This window comes from Streptomyces sp. NPDC060205 (genome assembly GCF_042728395.1).
Taxonomy (GTDB): Bacteria; Actinomycetota; Actinomycetes; order Streptomycetales; family Streptomycetaceae; genus Streptomyces.
In genome coordinates, this window is record NZ_JBHWZP010000013.1 from 24993 (window position 1) to 42605 (window position 17613).

Annotated in this window: 15 protein-coding genes; 11 read left to right on the forward strand and 4 right to left on the reverse strand. The window is 72.8% G+C overall.

From position 1 onward, the window contains the following. Positions 1–47: 47 nt before the first annotated feature. Together ACFWGJ_RS04050 and ACFWGJ_RS04055 are read right to left on the reverse strand one after the other, a co-directional pair. Positions 48–821 carry a PH domain-containing protein gene (locus tag ACFWGJ_RS04050; protein WP_387320812.1) on the reverse strand — a complete coding sequence of 258 codons (774 nt, stop codon included), beginning with the start codon at positions 819–821 and terminating at the stop codon, positions 48–50. A gap of 124 nt (positions 822–945) precedes the next feature. Then, positions 946–1542 carry a TetR/AcrR family transcriptional regulator gene (locus ACFWGJ_RS04055; RefSeq protein ID WP_387320813.1) on the reverse strand — a complete coding sequence of 199 codons (597 nt, stop codon included), beginning with the start codon at positions 1540–1542 and terminating at the stop codon, positions 946–948. A gap of 128 nt (positions 1543–1670) precedes the next feature. Between ACFWGJ_RS04055 and ACFWGJ_RS04060 the strand changes: the two genes are divergently transcribed. The 3 genes from ACFWGJ_RS04060 (at position 1671) to ACFWGJ_RS04070 (ending at position 3305) form a co-directional block, all read left to right on the forward strand. After that, positions 1671–2645: an alpha/beta hydrolase family protein gene (locus ACFWGJ_RS04060; RefSeq protein WP_387320814.1), complete on the forward strand. Its 975-nt coding sequence runs from the start codon at positions 1671–1673 to the stop codon at positions 2643–2645. Positions 2646–2761: 116 nt separating this feature from the next. Further along, on the forward strand, positions 2762–2980 hold the full coding sequence (locus ACFWGJ_RS04065) for a hypothetical protein (RefSeq protein WP_387320815.1): 219 nt from the start codon (positions 2762–2764) through the stop codon (positions 2978–2980). 55 nt (positions 2981–3035) lie between these two features. Next, the gene (locus ACFWGJ_RS04070) at positions 3036–3305 is read left to right on the forward strand and encodes a hypothetical protein (protein ID WP_387320817.1); all 270 of its coding nucleotides are present in this window, start codon (positions 3036–3038) and stop codon (positions 3303–3305) included. A gap of 66 nt (positions 3306–3371) precedes the next feature. Here ACFWGJ_RS04070 and ACFWGJ_RS04075 read toward each other — a convergent pair whose 3' ends face one another. Then, positions 3372–4238 carry an LLM class F420-dependent oxidoreductase gene (locus ACFWGJ_RS04075; RefSeq protein WP_387320869.1) on the reverse strand — a complete coding sequence of 289 codons (867 nt, stop codon included), beginning with the start codon at positions 4236–4238 and terminating at the stop codon, positions 3372–3374. Between the two features lie 504 nt (positions 4239–4742). On the opposite strand from ACFWGJ_RS04075, the gene ACFWGJ_RS04080 reads away from it, so the two are divergent. The 8 genes from ACFWGJ_RS04080 to ACFWGJ_RS04115 all read left to right on the forward strand — a co-directional run bounded on the left by ACFWGJ_RS04080 (position 4743) and on the right by ACFWGJ_RS04115 (position 16696). Next, complete coding sequence (locus tag ACFWGJ_RS04080) at positions 4743–5609, forward strand: ABC transporter permease (RefSeq protein ID WP_387320819.1); 867 nt, start codon at positions 4743–4745, stop codon at positions 5607–5609. A gap of 201 nt (positions 5610–5810) precedes the next feature. Continuing rightward, the gene (locus ACFWGJ_RS04085; protein ID WP_387320821.1) at positions 5811–6866 is read left to right on the forward strand and encodes an ABC transporter substrate-binding protein; all 1056 of its coding nucleotides are present in this window, start codon (positions 5811–5813) and stop codon (positions 6864–6866) included. Continuing rightward, positions 6853–7677 carry an ABC transporter ATP-binding protein gene (locus ACFWGJ_RS04090; protein WP_387320822.1) on the forward strand — a complete coding sequence of 275 codons (825 nt, stop codon included), beginning with the start codon at positions 6853–6855 and terminating at the stop codon, positions 7675–7677. The genes ACFWGJ_RS04085 and ACFWGJ_RS04090 overlap by 14 nt, the downstream gene beginning before the upstream one ends. A gap of 179 nt (positions 7678–7856) precedes the next feature. Further along, entirely contained in the window at positions 7857–8405 is a 549-nt protein-coding gene (locus ACFWGJ_RS04095; RefSeq protein ID WP_387320823.1) for a hypothetical protein, read from the forward strand. A gap of 117 nt (positions 8406–8522) precedes the next feature. Continuing rightward, positions 8523–11759 (forward strand): FtsX-like permease family protein, encoded by a 3237-nt coding sequence (locus ACFWGJ_RS04100; protein WP_387320825.1) that lies wholly within the window; start codon positions 8523–8525, stop codon positions 11757–11759. Then, the gene (locus ACFWGJ_RS04105) at positions 11756–14764 is read left to right on the forward strand and encodes an FtsX-like permease family protein (protein ID WP_387320827.1); all 3009 of its coding nucleotides are present in this window, start codon (positions 11756–11758) and stop codon (positions 14762–14764) included. Before ACFWGJ_RS04100 ends, ACFWGJ_RS04105 begins: the two co-directional genes overlap by 4 nt. A gap of 106 nt (positions 14765–14870) precedes the next feature. Continuing rightward, complete coding sequence (locus ACFWGJ_RS04110) at positions 14871–15848, forward strand: ABC transporter ATP-binding protein (RefSeq protein ID WP_387320871.1); 978 nt, start codon at positions 14871–14873, stop codon at positions 15846–15848. 113 nt (positions 15849–15961) lie between these two features. Next, positions 15962–16696, forward strand: a complete 735-nt coding sequence (locus ACFWGJ_RS04115; RefSeq protein ID WP_387320828.1) for a VOC family protein — start codon at positions 15962–15964, stop codon at positions 16694–16696. Here ACFWGJ_RS04115 and ACFWGJ_RS04120 read toward each other — a convergent pair. Then, the gene (locus ACFWGJ_RS04120; RefSeq protein WP_387320830.1) at positions 16674–17384 is read right to left on the reverse strand and encodes an alpha/beta hydrolase; all 711 of its coding nucleotides are present in this window, start codon (positions 17382–17384) and stop codon (positions 16674–16676) included. The genes ACFWGJ_RS04115 and ACFWGJ_RS04120 overlap by 23 nt on opposite strands. Positions 17385–17613 lie beyond the last annotated feature (229 nt).

Consider the following 17613-nt stretch of genomic DNA (forward strand, 5'->3'; position numbering starts at 1 on the left):
CGCCGCCGGCCTCCGCGCGCGGGGCGACCGCGTGCGCCTAGGGCCCGTCAGCCGCTGCTACTGCTGCTCCGGCGACCGCGGTACGAGGCCGCCGCGGCGAGTACGAAGATCAGGGGCGCCCCCACCCCCATGACCAGGAACGGTGTCAGGACGGACGCCAGCCACTCCGGCAGGTCGACGAAGAGGGGCAACAGCATCAGGACGGTCAGCGGGATGAACGCCAGCATCACGGCGGCGAATCCCGTCATGAAGGCCGCCTGACGGTCGTCGCGCCGGTCGATGAGGAAGGCGGCCTGCGGGTCCGGGGCCCAGTCGTCGCCGCGCAGTTCCTCCCAGGCGCCGACCAGCAGTCCCAGTTCGCGTTCGACGTTCACATGAAGGTCGTCGACGAACGGCAGCAGCACCTTGCTGCCGTCCCTGCCGTAGGCGTGCACCAGGATGTTGGCCGCACCGCTCTGCACCGCCGAGGCCGGATTCGGCTCGGCCCTGATGTCCTGGATGTCCTCCCAGGCGAGCCGGCGGCGCTTGGCCATGCCGCGTACGTGGATCGCCTTGATGTCAGCGGCGGTCCGGCAGCGCAGGGTGGCCCAGAAGAGCCATCCCATGAGCGCCACCCATACCAGGAGGACGGGGTACCGGACGGAGTCGGACAGGTCGTCGGCGCTCCACAGGGGCAGTGCCAGGCTGAGTGTGCCGATGGCGATCACCCAGAGGAACGCGTTCTTGCGGGACCGTCTCATCCGGTACTCGCGCGGCAGTCGTTCGTATCCCATGGCCACCCCCGGCTCGCCCCGCCGGTCGGCAGCACCCTGCCGACCCATGATGTGCGCACCATGGTGAGGTCCCAACTCCGTTGTGTCCAGAGTCATTTGGGATGTCGTCACAGCCTTCGGGGGATGCCGTGACGTCCTTGTGGTGAGGGGGCCGGTGCGCCGGCCGTCCGGCTCAGGCCTGCCGCGGCTGCCGCAGTCCCAGGAGCAGCAGTTCGATCAGCCGCCGCGGGTCGTAGCGCGGGTCGCTGTCCCGTCCGATGCAGAGGTTGCCGATGCCGCGCATCAGCTCGTAGGGCTGCGTGCCGGGCCTGATGTCCCCGGAGTCGACCGCCGCCGTGAGCAGTTCCGTGCAGACGGGGCCCAGGCGGTCCAGGAAATAGGTGTGCAGCGCGGTGAAGCGGCTGCTGTCCGACTGGAGGGCGTCGGCGAGCCCGTGCTTGGTGACCAGGAAGTCGACGAAGAGGTCGATCCACTGACGGAGGGCGTCGAACGGCGAGTCGGCCTCGGCCAGCAGGCGCGGACCGGCTTCCGCGCACGCCTCGATCTGGTGGCGGTAGACCGCGGTGACGAGATCCGCCCGGGTGGGGAAGTGGCGGTAGATCGTCCCCATCCCGACGCCCGCCTTGGCCGCGATCTGGCGGATCGGCGCGTCGACGCCCGAGGTGACGAAGACCTCGGCGGCGGCGGCGAGCAGCGTCTGCTGGTTGCGCACCGCGTCGGCCCGTTTGGTGCGGGCCGACGCCTTCCCGGTGGGGTTCTCGGTGGACACCAGGCTTCCTTCCGGCTGCGGTTGACAAAGCGGAGCGCTGTTCCGAATATTATGCGGAGCAACGTTCCGGTTCAGGTTAGCCGAGACCGGACCTGCCTGACCAGCCGACCAGAAGGGAACCGCTCATCATGAGTGCGTACACCGACACCGCTGCCGCTCCCGTCTCACCCGCGCCCGTCCTCTCGTACGGCCCGGTGGTGCTGCCCGTGCCCGGGCGGCCCGTGGACCTGCACGTGCGCGTCTCCGCGCCGGCGACCGGGACCGATCTGCCCGTGATCCTCCTCTCCCATGGCCACGGCGGGTCGAACCACCTCTCCTCGCTGTACGGATACGCGCCGCTCGCCGACTTCTGGGCGGCGCACGGCTTCGTGGTCGTCCAGCCGACCCACCTCAGCTCCAGGACACTGAGCGACGTGCTCGCCGGTGCACCCGGCGGACCGTTCTTCTGGCGCTCGCGGGCCGAGGACATGACGCACATCCTCGACCGGCTCGATGCGATCGAGGCTGCTGTGCCGCAGCTCGCGGGGCGGATCGACCACGAGAAGGCCGCGGTCGCGGGCCACTCGCTCGGCGGCTTCACCGCCGGACTGCTGCTGGGGGCCCGCGTCACCGATCCCGGCACCGGGGAGGAAGTGGACCTCGCCGAACCCCGTATCAAGGCGGGTGTGCTGCTGGCCGCTCCCGGCAGGGGCGGTGACGTGCTGAACGGTCCCATGGCCAAGGCGCTCCCGTTCTTCAAGGTGATCGACTTCTCGACCATGACCACACCGGCGCTGGTCGTCGCCGGGGACAAGGACGACTCGCGGCACTTCACGGACATGGGGCCGGACTGGCACAAGGACCCGTACACCCTCGCGCCCGGGCCCAAGACCCTGCTCACCCTGTTCGACGCCGAACACGGGCTCGGTGGGATCGCCGGGTACGACGTCGCCGAGACCACGGACGAGAACCCCGGGCGGGTCGCCGCGCTCGGACGGCTCACCGCGGCCTACCTCCGGACCCGGTTCAACACCGGCGACGACGCGTGGCAGACGGCGCGGGACGCGCTGACGACCGGCGCGAAGGCGTGGGGGCGGGTCGAATCCAAGGAGAGCGCCCGGTGATCCTCCGGGCGGTCCTCCCAGGACTCCGCCGCGACGGTTTTCGCAGGAGTCAGGGCTCGCTTGCTGGGAACCCGGCCCCCGCACGATGGCCGGCCCGACCGCGAGCAGGAGATGTCATGACGGAGAACGACAGCGACCGTGAAGCACACCGTCGCTGCAAGGTGTGCGGCAGCAGGCCCGCGGCGAACGCCACGGTGTGCGAGCACTGCAGAGCCGTACTCGAACTCCCGGATCCGTCCGGTCTCGTCGAGGACGAAGGCGCGGCCGTACGACGGGACTTCGAACACCGTGGCGGTCGGCCGGGAACCGGGGGGACGCGCACCGATGACCGGTGAGACGCGGAGTATCGGGGGTACACGGCCCGGCATGGCACCGATGAAAGATCACTCCATGCCCCTGAGGGCCGTACGGCAGCTGCACCGGATGCGCACCTTCTACGCGGCCGCCGTCCTGTTGTGGGCGGCATCCGCCGGCTGGGTGGGCTGGCAGCATCCCGGAAGCCGGCAGATGTGGGTGTCCGCGCTCTTCACGCTGGTGTTCATGGGCCTGCTGACCGTGACATCGCTGTGGCTGCACCGTCTGCAGGGCACGGGCGCGGACAGGCCCGCACACCACGCCGCTCCGCGCGGGACGCCCGCGCACCGCCACGCCAACGCCTGAACAGCGCCCCGTCACTCAGGTGTTCGCCAGTTCGCCGAGCAGTTTCCAGGTACGCCGCCGGTCGGCCTAGCCGGCCAGGTCCGTCGAGGTGAACACCACTTCCGTAGCTCCGGCCTCGCGGTAGCGGCGTACCTCGGCGGCGACGGTCTCCTCGTCGCCGATGACGGCCAGGTCGACGGCGCGGGTTCCGCCGGACAGCCCGATGACCCGCTGGTAGGAGGGGAACTGCTCGTAGAAGGCGAGTGTCTCGGTAGCGGTCTCCCGTACCGCCTCCACGTCGGCGGTGACCACGCCCGGCACGAAGGCCACGATGCGGGGCGACGGACGGCCCGCGGCCTCGGCCGCGGCGGTGACGGCCGGGACGATGTGCTCGGCGAGCGCGCGCGGCCCGGCCAGCAACGGCAGGATGCCGTCCGCGAGTTCGCCCGAGACACGCAGCGACTGGGGCCCCATGGCGGCCACCAGGAGCGGCACCGGCGGTTCGGCTCCCGGTACCCGCGCCGACAGGGGAGTGGTCGCGGTCAGCAGCTCGCCGTGGAAGTCGGCGCTCCCCGTCTCCAGCAACTGGCGCAGGGCGATGAGGAATTCACGGAGCCTGCCGATGGGCCGCTCGTACGGGATGCCGAAGCCCGCCTCCGTCAGCTGTTTCGTACCGAGCGCGAGCCCCAGGTGATAGCGGCCCCCGGTCGCCGCCTGCGCCGTCTGCGCCTGACTGGAGACGACCAGCGGGTGCCGGCCGAAGACAGGGATCGCGGCGGTCCCGACATGCAGTCCCGGCACCTCGCGGCCGACGATCGCGGCGAGGGAGGGGGAGTCGTAGCCGAAGGTCTGCCCGAACCACGCGGAGCGCAGTCCCGCTTCCTGGGCCTCCTGGGCGAGTCGCACCGTACTGTCGATCCGGTTCTGGGGTGAGAGTGCTGCTCCGACGGTCATACCCAGGGCAACGGGCCGGCGAGCGCCCGCCATTCCGTCCCTACGTGACAGGCTCATGGCGGCTGTGTAACGGAACTCGGTGTGGTGCGCGCCGACTTCGAGGCCGTCGGCTCCAGCAGTCCGCGGAACGGCAGCCGACTCGGGGCAGGCGGCAGGAGCACTGAGGGCGGGCGGCAGGAGCGGCGGACGTACTTGGTCCCAGGTAGTGGGACACCTCTTGGTGAAGTGCCTCGGCTGCTGTACAAATGGGCCCCATGAATCACGAACCGCTGGTGCGACGCCTGGTCATCGACCTGTGCCGACGCCCCGTTTCGTGTTGTTCGTGTTGTGCATGTTGTTGATTCCGCGCCTCTGACGCGCCCCGCCGTCCGGTGATGTGCCCGGCGGCGGCCTCCGCTGTCCGTTCTCCCGCACCCCGGTGCGTTCTCTGAGTCATCCCGGCCCCCGGTCGGCCTCGACCGCCAATCTTCCTGCGCCCATGGCGCCCACGGAGGCCCCGTCCCCATGTCCACCATCCCGTCCCCGCCACAGACCGAACTGGCTCCGCTGCCCGACGAACCGCCCGCGCGGCGACGTCGCCGCGGCACCGCCCGCGTACGCCATGTCGCCCTGCCCTTCGGCTCGCTCCTGCTGTTCCTCCTCCTGTGGCAACTGCTGGCCGCGAGCGGAACATGGAGCGAGACACTCGTCCCGCCCCCGGCCAAGGTCTGGAGCGCGTTCATCGACGTGTCCACGACCCACGACGGCGTACGCGGCTACAACGGCACCACCCTCATCGAGCATCTCGGCATCAGCCTGCGCCGCATCGCGTTCGGCGCCGGTATCGGCATCGCGCTCGGGGTGGTCTTCGGCCTCGTCATGGGCACCGTCGGCTGGGTCCGTTCGCTCTTCGAGCCCTGGATCACCTTCCTGCGGACCCTGCCGCCGCTGGCGTACTTCTCGCTGCTCATCATCTGGCTGGGCATCAACGAGGAGCCCAAGATCACCCTGCTGGCCGTGGCGGCATTCCCGCCGGTGGCGGTGTCCACCACCACCGCGGTGACCGCCGTGTCGCAGAGCCTGGTCGAGGCGGCCCGTGCCCTGGGCGGATCCCGGTGGGACGTCGTCAAGGACGTCATCGTGCCGTCCGCCCTGCCGGAGACACTGACCGGCATCCGGCTGGCCGTGGGCGTCGCCTACTCCTCCCTCGTGGCAGCCGAGCTGGTCAACGGACTGCCCGGTATCGGCGGCATGGTCAAGGACGCCGCCAACTACAACAACACCCCGGTGGTGCTCGTCGGCATCATCGCCATCGGGATCTCCGGACTCATCATCGACGGACTGCTGCTCCGGCTGGAACGCGCGGTCGTGCCCTGGCGCGGACACGTCTAGAGGGCCTGCGACACCGGCCGGCGGCAGCCCCGGCCCGCTTCTCCTCCCGACTCCCGACCCTGCCACCGACTCCCGGCCCTGCCCCCGACTCCCGACCCTGCCCCGCCTCCTCGCACAGAACTCCGCTCGCGCAACTCCGCCTACAGAACTCCGCTCACGGAACTCCGCTCACAGAATTCCTCTTACAGAAACGGCCCAGCCATGTCTCGCTCCACCCCGCAAGGCCCATCCCGACGCCTGCTGCTCGCCGGCGCCCTGGCAGCGGTGTCCGCGGCGGCCACCGGCTGCTCCTCGGACAGCGAGGCATCCTCGTCCGGCGGTTCCAAGCGGCTGCGCATCGGATACTTCGCCTTCCCCAGCGGCGACCTGCTCGTGAAGAACAAGAAGCTGCTGGAGAAGGAGCTGCCCGACTACAAGATCACCTGGATCAAGTTCGACTCCGGCGCCAGCGTCAACCAGGCCTTCCTCGGCAAGTCCCTGGACATCGCCGCGCTGGGCTCCAGCCCGTTCGCCCGTGGTATCTCCGGGAGTTCACCGATCCCGTACAAGGTCGCGTTCGTCCTCGACGTGGCCGGCGAGAACGAGGCTCTGGTGGCCCGCAAGGACGCCGGCATATCGGATGTCGCCGGTCTCAAGGGGAAGACGATCGCCACCCCCTTCGCCTCGACCTCGCACTACAGCCTGCTCGCGGCGCTGGAGACGGCCGGCCTCAAGACGTCCGACGTCAAGCTGGTCGACCTGCAACCGCAGGCGATCATCGCCGCCTGGCAGCGCGGTGACATCGACGCCGCCTACGTCTGGCTGCCGACCCTGGACGAACTGCGCAAGACCGGCACCCAGCTCACCAGCAGCAAGGAGATCGGGGCCGCGGGCAAGCCGACCCTCGACCTGGCCGTCGTCTCCGACGAACTCATCTCCAGGGACCCGAAGGCCATCGACACCTGGCGGAAGGTGGAGGCACAGGCCCTGAGCCTGCTCAAGTCGGACCCCGACGGTTCGGTCAAGGCGGTCGCCGCCGAGCTGGGCATCAGTGCGGCGGACGCCAAGGCCCAGCTCGCGCAAGGGGTGTTCCTCACTCCTGACGAGGTCGCCTCCGCCGACTGGCTGGGCACCGAAGGCAGTCCGGGCAAGCTGCTGGGCTATGTCACCGACACCGCCGAGTTCCTCGCCGGCCAGAAGCAGATCGATGCCGCGCCGTCCGAGGACGCCGTCCGCAAGGCCTTCTATCTGAAGGGACTTCCCGATGTCCTCAAGTGACACGGTGCCCAAGGGAGTTGAGACCGAGGGCGGTGCCGGGCGGGCCGGGTCCGTCCGGCTCGACCACGTCACCCACCGGTACGGCCGGGGCGGCGAGACCGTCACGGCCGTGGGGCCGGTCGATCTGACCGTCCCCGCGGGCGAGTTCCTGGTCCTCGTCGGTGCGTCCGGCTGTGGCAAGAGCACGCTGCTGCGGCTGATCGCCGGGTTCGAGCAGCCCACCCACGGCTCGGTGCGCGTCTCCGGCGCCGCGCCGCGTCCGGGCGAAACGGCGGGGGTGGTGTTCCAGACACCTCGGCTGTTCCCCTGGCGGACGGTGCAGGGCAACATCGACCTCGCGCTGCGGTACGCGGGGGTCGACCGCGCGCAATGGCCCGAGCGGCGGGCGGAGTTGCTGGCCCGCGTCGGCCTCGAAGGGACGGGAAAGCGGCGGGTGTGGGAGATATCAGGCGGTCAGCAGCAGCGCGTCGCCATCGCCCGCGCCCTCGCCGCCGAGAACCCGCTGTTCCTGCTCGACGAGCCGTTCGCGGCACTGGACGCGCTGACGCGAGAGCGGCTCCAGGAGGACGTCCGGCAGGTGACTGCCGAGACGGGGCGGACCACGGTGTTCGTGACCCACTCCGCGGACGAGGCGGTGTTCCTCGGCTCCCGCATCGTGGTCCTGACCAAGAGTCCCGGTACCGTCGCCCTGGACCTGCCGATCACCCTCCCGCGAGGTGCCGTCGACGCGGACGAGCTGCGTGAGTCACGCGAGTTCGTCGACCTGCGCGCGCAGGTCGCCCACGCGGTCAAGTCGGCAGCCGCCGCCTGATGCCTCACTGCGCGTCCCGCCGACTCTCCGCGAGGCCGGCCGGCGGGACGCCTGATCCATCACGTCGGGCCGCGGCCTCGTAATGCGTCGCCCGTGACGTGTCACCCGCAACGCATCGCCCGTGACGCGCCAAATGCCCATCCGACGCACTGAGTTGGAGTGTGTTTACACTCTCGCCCATGATCTCTCTGGACGACTCGCGCTGGCCCGCCCTCGACCACCGGGGCTGGTCCGAAGGACGGGGTGCGCCGGACGCGCCCTTCGTCCCGGACGAGTTGCGGCAGCTGGTGGCGGATCCCACCGACGGTGAGCGGTTCTCCGACCTGTGGCCCTACCTGTGTTCCGAGGGAACCGCCTGGTCGGCCGCCTACGCCGCCGTACCGCACCTCGTCACCCTCGCGCGCGGCCTGCCCGCGGCCCGCTCCGAGCGCGACGACTACCTGTACGTCGTCGGTCTCGTGGCCATCTGCTCCGGCGAACTCGCAGAAGTGCCTGACGACGTGCCCGGCGACATCGCGGACGCCTACCGGCAGGCCCTGCCCGAAGCCCTGGGTCTCCTGGCCGAGACGCTGGCCACGGCGGAGCACGACCAGACCTCGACCCGCTACCTGCTCGCCGCCATGGCCGCGCTCAAGGGCCATCCCGAATACGCCGAGATCCTCAACGAACTCGACGTCCACGCCGAGTGCCAGTCCTGCGGCGAACCCATGCTCGAACTCCCGGAGTAACCGCTTTTCGGGCCACGCCCGGCACGGACGTCATCCCGCCAGGCTCCGCCTGACGATTGCGGGCCTCGAACGGACGGTCCCATACTGTGGCTGGCCGTACGGGGGGAGGCCGGTGAGTTGAGTGGGAGACGCGCGCCCGAAGCAGTGCGTGGAACCGCGCACCACGGACTGGTGCTGGGGGCCGCGGGCCTCGCCGTGCTGCTCGCCGCCACCGTCCTCGCCGCGCTCGCGGCACTCACCGAGAAGGCCGTGGAAGGCGGGACGCAGCGGCGGCTCGCCCGCGACCCGGAGGCAGTGGTCGAGGTCTTCGGACCGTACCGGCCACGCGGTGCCGGTGACGTCGACGGTCTCGTACGCGCCGCCGTCGGCCGTGCCTTCGACGGCGTACCGCACCACACCTGGTCCGTATTACGGGTCCCGGCCGGCCGCTCCGCCGCGCTCAGCGTGACGGAGGCGGACGGCCGTCGGCGCGACGACACCCTGGTCACGCTCGTCGCGATCCAACAGATCCCGCGGCACGCCGAGTTGGCGACGGGCCGCTGGCCGCGGGCAGCGCGCGCAGAGACCGTCGAGACCGCGCTGAGCGAGGTGCTCGCCGCCGAGCTCGCCGTGCGGCCCGGCGACGAACTGCGGGTGCAGCCCGACAGCGGCCCACAGGTGCGCATGCGGGTGGCCGGCCTGTACCGGGCTGGCGGCCGCAGCCCGGCCCTCTGGGCGAGCCTGAGCCCCACCTTCGGCACCCCCGACTCCATGATGCTGGTACCGCGTCAGGCGATCGCGACGACTCCGGGCCTGGCCAAGGACGCCGACGCGCTGTGGCTGGGCGTGCCGGACACCGGCGGACTGCGGCTCGGCGACATCGGGCCGCTGGCACGGCGTGCCGACGCCTTCAGCGGCAGTGACACCGCGCTGTCCGTGTTCCGTGGCGCACCCGTCACCACCGAACTAGACGTCAGGTCCACCCTCGACAACGCCCTCGACGAGCTGACGACCCCCATCGCCGTGGCCCGCGCGGGACTCTACGTCCCGGCGACCCTGCTCGCCGCCCTGGCCGCCGCCGCCCTCGTCCTCACCGCACGCCAGCTCGCCGAACACCGCCGGCCCGAACTCGCGCTGCTCGCCGCCCGCGGCGCCGGAACCCCACGGCTGGCCTCGTCGACGGCAGCACAGTGGGCGGCCGTGGCCGTACCGGCGGGACTGGCCGCGCCCTTCCTCGCCGGACCCCTGCTGCACCTCCTCGACCGGGCCGGGCTGATCCCCGGCGACGTACCCACCACGGCGACTTCGACGGCGGGCTGGACAGCCGCGCTGCTCGCCGTCGCGGTGCACGGCGTGGCCCTGCTGCTGCCCACCGTGCGGACCGTGCGGGACCGGCAAGCGGTGCGCCGACTGCGGCTGCGGCTCGGGCGGTTCGCGGGGGCGCAGCGGCTCGGCGCGGATGTGGCACTCGCCGCCGTCGCCGTGGTCGGCTGGCTGCAACTGCGCCAGTACCGCTCGCCGGTGACCGGCGGCGGTATCGACCCCGTGCTGATCCTCGCGCCCGTCGCGATGACCTGCGCGGCGGCGCTGCTCGTCTTGCGGGCGCTGCCGCTGGCCGCCCGGGCCGCCGACCCGCTCGCCCGGCGCGGCACCGGACTCGTCCTGCCCCTGGGCGGCTGGCAGATCGCCCGGCGGGCCGCACGGCACGCCGGTCCCACCCTGCTGGTGACCCTCGCACTGGCCGTCGCCGCGCTCAGCGGCACCGCCCTCGCGATCCTGGACCGCGGCGACCACGACCAGGCGGTCTTCCGGGTCGGCGCCGACCTGCGGATCGACCCCGGCCGACGGCTGCCCGTCGCCGACCGCCGTGCCGCGTACGCCGCACTGCCCGGTGCCGGCGCCGTCACGCCCGTGGTGGACGCGAACGGCTACCTCGGCCAGAGCTGGACGACCGTCACCGGCATCAACACCGCACGCGGCCCCGCACCCGCCCTGCGCCCCGATCTCGCCGACCGGCCGGTGTCCGCACTCGTCGCCCCGCTCGGCCGGAACATCCCCGCGTACGGTCTGCCGCTCGGCGGCCCGGCGCGCGAACTCCCCCTGCGCGTACGCCTGTCCGCCGACGGGCCGGGCACCCCGGTGCCGGTCGTGCTCACCGTGCACTTCGTGGACGCCGACGGCCTCACCCGCGCGAGCGAAGCGGTCCTCACGGACACCGGCGGCGCGGCCCGTACCGTGCGGCTGAAGGTCCCGGTCGACGGTGACGGCGCACGTATCGTCCAGCTCGGCCTGAGCATGACCGGCGAGACGGTACGACGCACCTACCGGCTCTCCGTCGACCGCGTGCCCGGCCTCACCCGGCCCGCCGCCTGGCACGACCTGCGCGCCGACGCCCCCGACCGGAGTATCGCCGGATGTCCGGGCGCCGCACCGCGCCGACCGCCCACGAGCGCTCCCGGACCCGTGCTCTGCTCCGACCGCCCGGCGCCCGGCACGCTCCTGGACGCGGTGCTGCGCGGACCGGACACCGAACTCAGGTACCCCACCTGGAGCGTGCGGCTCGGCACGGACCGCGCCGAGGGGAGTCCGGCCATGCCCGCGCTCGCCGACCGCGTGCTGCTCTCCTCCGGCACGGCCCGCGTGGGGGACACGGTCACCCTGCAGCGTGCCGGCGGTGGCAGCGCCCGCCTCAGGATCGTCGGCGCGATCGACGCCGTGCCGGGCGCCGAACGCGACCGGCCGCGGCTCCTCGTCGACTCCCGGGCCATGGCCGCCCAGTTCGTCCTGGGCGGCACCCTGCCCGTCACCGAGTCCGCCTGGTGGGTGGCCGCCGACCACGGGGACGCGACGGCAGCCCTGGACGCCGTCCGCGCCGATCCCCGCCTCGGCACGGCCGTCGACGTGCCCCGGATGCGGGCCCGGCTCGCCGCCGATCCCCTGCGGCAGGGGGCACGCGGAGCACTCACGCTGTGTCTCGTCCTGGCACCGGCGTTCGCCGTCGTCGGCTTCACCCTGCACACCGCTCTCTCGGCACGCGCCAGAACGGGCGAGTTCGCGCTGCTTCGGGCGCTCGGTGTACGACGCGGTCAACTCGCCGCGTATCTGTGGACGGAGCAGCTCGCACTGGCCGCGGTCGCGGCGGTCCTCGGCACCCTGCTCGGCACCGCGCTGGCCGCCACGATCATGCCGGTGGTCACGGTCGACGACACAGGCAGACCGGTCTACCCGGGCCTGCTCACCGCCGTCCCCTGGACCCGCGTGACCCTCACCGCGGGCGCCGTGACCCTCATGATCTGCGCGGTCGTGACCGTCGCTGCCCGCTTCCTGGGCCAGGTCGACCTGGCCCGGGTGCTGCGGGCGGGGGAGGACCGATGAAGCGGCCTTCGCGAGCCCTGCGCTCCTCCGGCGTGGCGCCCGACGGGGGAGCAGGGGCGGAGCGCTCCTCCCGAGCCCTCCGCTCCGTCGGCCTGCGCGAGGCGCGTGCCGATCTGCCGTTGTTGGTCTGCCTGGCCGTGCTGGTGGCGCTGCTCACCGCGGTGGCCGCGGCCACTCCCGCGCTCCTCGACCGGCTCGCCGGACGCGCCCTCGCCTCCCGGCTGGCCCAGGAACAGCGGGCCGAGCCCGGAATCCAGCTCGGCGCGCAGTTCGAACCGGCGGAGGGACAAGGCTCCGACGCCTGGGCGAGCGACCTGGCCGAGGACCTGCTCCCGGTCACCGATGTGATCGTGAACGCGGCCCCCGCCGCCCTGAACGGCGGCCTCGTGCACGACTCGACCCGCGTCGCCCTGCCGACCCTCGCCACCACGACGGCAGCCGGAGAGGTGGGACTCGGCCTGGTGTACGCCTCCGACGCGCCGGGGCGTGCCTCCTACACCGAGGGGCGACCGCCCGCCCCGGACGCTGAGCGCGTCGAGATCGCCCTCTCCGTCCGGACCCGCGACGCGCTGCGCCTGCGGCTCGGACAGCAACTCCCCTTGCGCCCAGCCGCGTTGAGGAACGTCGAAGCCACGGCCGTCGTCGTCGGCTTCTTCACGACGGACGGCGGAGGCGGCGACTCCGGGAGCGCCGAGGGGAAGGGCGCCGAGGGCCCGGGTGGTAACCCTGGCAGTGGTTCGGCCAGCGCCCCGGTCAGCGGCAGCGGCAGCCGCAGCGGAATTGGCAGTGGCAGTGGAAGCGGCGCAGCCGGCGACAGGGGCGCGCGCACGGGCAGCGACCGGCTGTGGCGTGAACAGCCCTCGCTGGCACGCCCGTCCAGGTATCCGCCGCGCAGCGCCTCCGGGTTCGACTGGGAGGTGCGCGCCCTGGTCGCACCCCGCACCGTCACCGCTCTCCAGACACAGGCCGGCGCCACGCTCACCGTCACCTGGGGATTGCGCCTGGACCTCGACACGGGCACCGCCGCGCGCTTCGCCGACGACCAGGGACAGCGCGAACTGCAGCGACTGCTCACCGCCTACCCGGACGACGCCCGGTCCGTCTTCTGCGGCGACATCGCCGACTTCGGCGGCATGTACTGCGCGATCGGCCCGCACCCCGCCTCCACCCTGCGGCACGGCACACACCTGCCCGAAGTGCTCACCGACTTCGGCCGGCAGTGGCGACAGGGCCGTGTCGTCATCTCCTTCGCGCTCGCGTCCCTGCTGGTCGTCGGTCTGCTCGCCGCCGCCGTCACCGCGCTGCTCGCGGTACGCCGCAGCCTCGACGCCCACCGGCTGCAGCGCGCCCGCGGTGCCTCCGCGACCGGCCTCGCGCTGGCGAGAGCGGCCCAGACCGCGCCGGTCGTGCTGCTCGGACTCCTGGCGGGCATGGCCGCCGCCCGCTCGCTGCCCGGCCCCCAACCCGCTTACCGGCAAGGGCTCTTGGTCGCCGCACTCGTCTGGCTGCTGCTGCCCGCTCTCACCTGGCACGCCCTGCGCGAGCGCGCCGTCCGCGCCGGGCACGACCAGGTCCCGTACGCGGCAGGACGCCGCGTCGTCGCCGAGGCGGCGGTACTCCTCCTCGCCGCGGCCGGTGTGTTCGCGCTGCGGACCCGGGGCACCGCCGGAGAGGCCGGGCCGGACCCGCTGCTCGCCGCCGCACCCGCCCTGCTGGGACTGGCCACCGTCGCCGTCCTGGTACGCGTCTATCCGCTCCCCGTACGGATCCTGGCGCGCCGGTCGGCGCGGCGGCGAGGTGTCGTGACGCTCGTCGCGCTCTCCCGGGCCGCGAAGGAAGCGCACGCCCGGGCACTCGCGCTGCTGGTCCTGGTGGTGACGCTGGCCGGAGCGGTGTTCGGCGGTCTGGTGGCCGGGACTCTGGCGGACGGACGCCGGGCCGCCGCCGCATGGCAGGTCGGCGCCGACGCCTCCTACCTCGGCGCGGGTCGCGACCCCGTCCTCGCCGAGCGGCTCGGCCAGGCGCGCGGAGTGGAACACACCGTCGGCGTACGCCAGTTGCGTGTGGACCCGACGAGCGCGACCAGCGGCAACCGGTACGGCGTGGCGAGCCTCGTCGGCGTCGACGGCGCCCGGCTGCGGGCGGCGGCCCCCGGCTCGACGGCGGCGCGCACACTCGACGACGCCGGCCTGACCGGCCCCCGGACGGGCGAGGACATCCGGGTCCTGGCCACCGGGGCCCGCACCGGCGACCTGTTCACCATCGCCTCCCACGGCAGAGAACTGCGGCTACGTGTCGTCGGCGCCCTCCCCGAGGACGTACGCCACGACCCGGCGCTGGGCCCCGTCCGCGGCACGACGCCCGCCCGGGAACGCATGCTGCTCACCGACAACCGTGACCTCGCGGCCATCGGGGCGAGCGACTTCGAGGGCACCTCACTGCTGCTGTACGGCCCGCGCCTGGACGTGGCGGCCCTGCGGTCCCTGGTGCCGCGCGCCACCGGCGACAGCGCCCTCGGTGAACTGCGTATCCGCTCCGAGGAACAGGCCGACGCCGCGGCCGACGGCATGATCGACGTCCTGCGGACCGCGCACACCGCATGTACCGCGCTCGCCGTGCTCCTCGCCCTGCTGGCGCTGGTCCTCGAACTCCTGCTGTCCGCTCCGGCACGTGGCCGCACCACCGCGTATTTGCGCACACTCGGCCTCGGCGACCGGGCCACCTCGGGACTGCACCTGCTGCAACTGCTGCCGATGGTCCTGGCGGCCGTGACGGGCGGCATCGCCCTGGGGCTGGCACTGCCCGCGCTGCTCGGACCCGCCCTGGACCTGCGGGAGTTCACGGGCGGGCCCGCCGCCCCCACGCCCCACCCCGACCTGCTGCTGACCGCCGCCCTGGGAGCGGGGCTCGGCGCGCTGGTGCTCGCGGCGGTCGGCGTGGAGACCTGGATCGGACGGCGCCGCGGGCTCGGCGCGGTCCTGCGACTGGGGAGAAACGGTGACTGACCCGCACGGGGACCGCCAGGGGAGCGGCTCGTCGCAACTCGGCGAGCCGGTGCGATCCGGGTCACCGGGCAAGCCTGGAGACCAGACACGACTCGGCGAACCGGGACTGCCCGACGACCCGCCGCAGGTGAGCGATCTGCGGCGGCTGGAGGAGCGGGCCCGAGACGCCCGCCGACCGCACACGGGCGCCGACGACGGGCTCGTCGTCTGCGACAACCTGGTCCGCGTCTACCGCACCGACGAGGTCGAGGTCCAGGCGCTACAAGGCCTCGACCTCGTCGTCGAGGAGGGCGAGTGCATGGCCCTCGTCGGCGCCTCCGGCTCCGGCAAGTCGACCCTGCTGTCCATCCTCTCCGGACTCGACCTGCCCACGGCGGGCCGCGCCCGCGTCGCCGGTCACGACCTGCTCGCCCTGCGCCGGCGCGAGCGGCTCGGCTACCGCCGGCACACCGTCGGCTTCGTCTGGCAGCAGACAGGACGCAACCTGCTGCCGTATCTGACGGCCCTGGAGAACGTGGCGCTGCCGATGAAGTACGTGCGCGTACCGCGCCGCGAGCGGGCCGCGCGCGCCGCCGAACTCCTCGACGTGCTCGGCGTCGCGTACTGCCGCGACCGGCGTCCCGCCGAACTCTCCGGCGGCGAACAGCAGCGCGTGGCCGTCGCGGTCGCCACGGCCAACGCGCCGCGGGTGCTGCTCGCCGACGAACCCACGGGCGAACTCGACACCGCGAGCGGCGAGGAGGTCTTCGCCGCACTGCGCCGCGCCAACGAGGAACTCGGCGCCACCGTCCTCGTCGTCACCCACGACCCCCTCGTCTCCGACCAGGTCCGCCGCACGGTCCGTATCCGCGACGGCCGTACGTCGACGGAGACCCTGCGCGGGCCCGACGGCGGGGGCGCCGAGGAGTACACCGTCCTGGACCGCGCCGGCCGCCTCCAGCTGCCCCGGGACCACGTGGAACGCTACGGGCTGCGGGGCCGCGTCCGCCTGACGGCCGAACCGGACCATGTGGGCGTCTGGCCCGACCGGACGCGGCACGGGACCGGACACTCGGCCGACTCCGACCCGGACTCCCCGGTGTGAGCGCCGGTGCGGCGGCGAAAACCCGGATGCGGGTGAGGCGGGCGCACGCCTAGGCTCGCGTGCGAGGCGCCGAGCACGCGCCCTGCCGTCAGCTTCAGTCAGGGGGACCGGGGATGGACCGGGATACGAGTGGTCAGCTGTTCGCGCTCAGCTTCGACGCGAACGAACCCGAGGGTCTCGCGCGGTTCTGGTCACGCTTCCTCGGCTGGGAGACGGTCGACGACCCGCAGGACGGAATCCTGCTCCTGCCCGCTGACGACACCGGATTCCGCCTCCGTTTCCTGCCGTCGCAGGAGCAGAAGACCGGCCAGAACCGGATGCACTTCGATCTGACGAGTACGTCCCTGGAGGACCAGCGGCGCACGGTGGACCGGGCGCTGGCACTCGGCGCACGGCACATCGACATCGGCCAGCTCCCGGAGGAGGAGCATGTGGTGCTCGCGGACCCCGAGGGCAACGAGTTCTGCGTCATCGAGCCGGGCAACAACTTCCTCGCCGACTGCGGCTTCATCGGAGCGCTGGCCTGCGACGGCTCGCAGGAGGTCGGGTACTTCTGGAGCAAGGCGCTCGGCTGGCCCCTGGTCTGGGACCAGGACCAGGAGACCGCGATCCGCTCTCCGCACGGCGGGCCCAAGTTCACGTGGGGGGGACCGCCGGTGGCGCCCAGGACGGGCCGGGACCGGCTGCGCTACGACCTCGCTCCCCGCGCTCACGGTGACCTGCGGACGGAGGTCGACCGGCTGCTCGCCCTCGGGGCGAAGCGCCTCGACACCGGTCAGGACGAGCCCGGCAGCGTGGCGATGACCGACCCCGACGGCAACGAATTCAGCGTCCTGACACCGCGGTAGTGCCGGTAGCACCATTGGTCCCGGTGGCGGGCGGCAGCATCTCCAGGACGGTGGAGACCGCGATGCGGTGCCAGTCCCCGGCGCGGCGGAGCATGGCGTGGTCCCCGCCCGCCATGTCCACGAACGCCGCCCGGGCGCCCGCGGCACGGGCCCGGTTCACGAACGCCCTGGACAGAAGGGGATCCGTGACCCGGTCGCGGTCTCCGTGCAGCACGACGACCTCCTTGTCCCGCAGCTGGGCAACCGGCTCGCCCTCGGGGCACCAGGGAGCCAGCGCCAGAACGCCGCGGACCTGCGCCGCGCCCCCGGCACGCAGCGCCGCCCGGCCGCCCATCGAGTGGCCGACGAGAACGACCGGGACGTCCGGAGCCAGGCGCCGGAGTTCTTCGAGTGCCCGCCGCGCGTCCCGCAGGGAGTCGGCGTCGCCGCCGTTCCAGCCCCGTACGCGGTAACGCACCTCCGCCAGCAGGACGTCGTCGTCCGGTATCGCACGGGCGACGGCGCGCAGGAAGGGCTTCATGCGCACGGCCGCGAGGTGCCAGGGACGGGACGGCGCCCGGCTGTCGGACCTGCCGCCGTGCAGGAACAGGACGGCCGCACGGGGCGAGCGGGCCGGCCGCCGCACCACCAGCGCGGGGGCGTGCGCGCCCGCCGACTCATCGGTGGATGCCTGTTCGTGCACTGTCATTCCCGCTCCCGTCTGTCGAGCCGCCGCAGCTCACCGGACCTGTCTCACTCCATATTCGTTGCCGACCGGCCCACGGCTTGGTCGGCGGCTCGGCCGGCCGTGGCCGGCCGCCGGTCGGGACAAAACCGTACGCCCTTCGTCCGTCTGCCCGCGCAGTCCGGCTTCACCTGGGATTTCATGGGTGTCAGGGACCAATCCGCCGCGGCTCCGGCGTCGGATTACGTCCGGA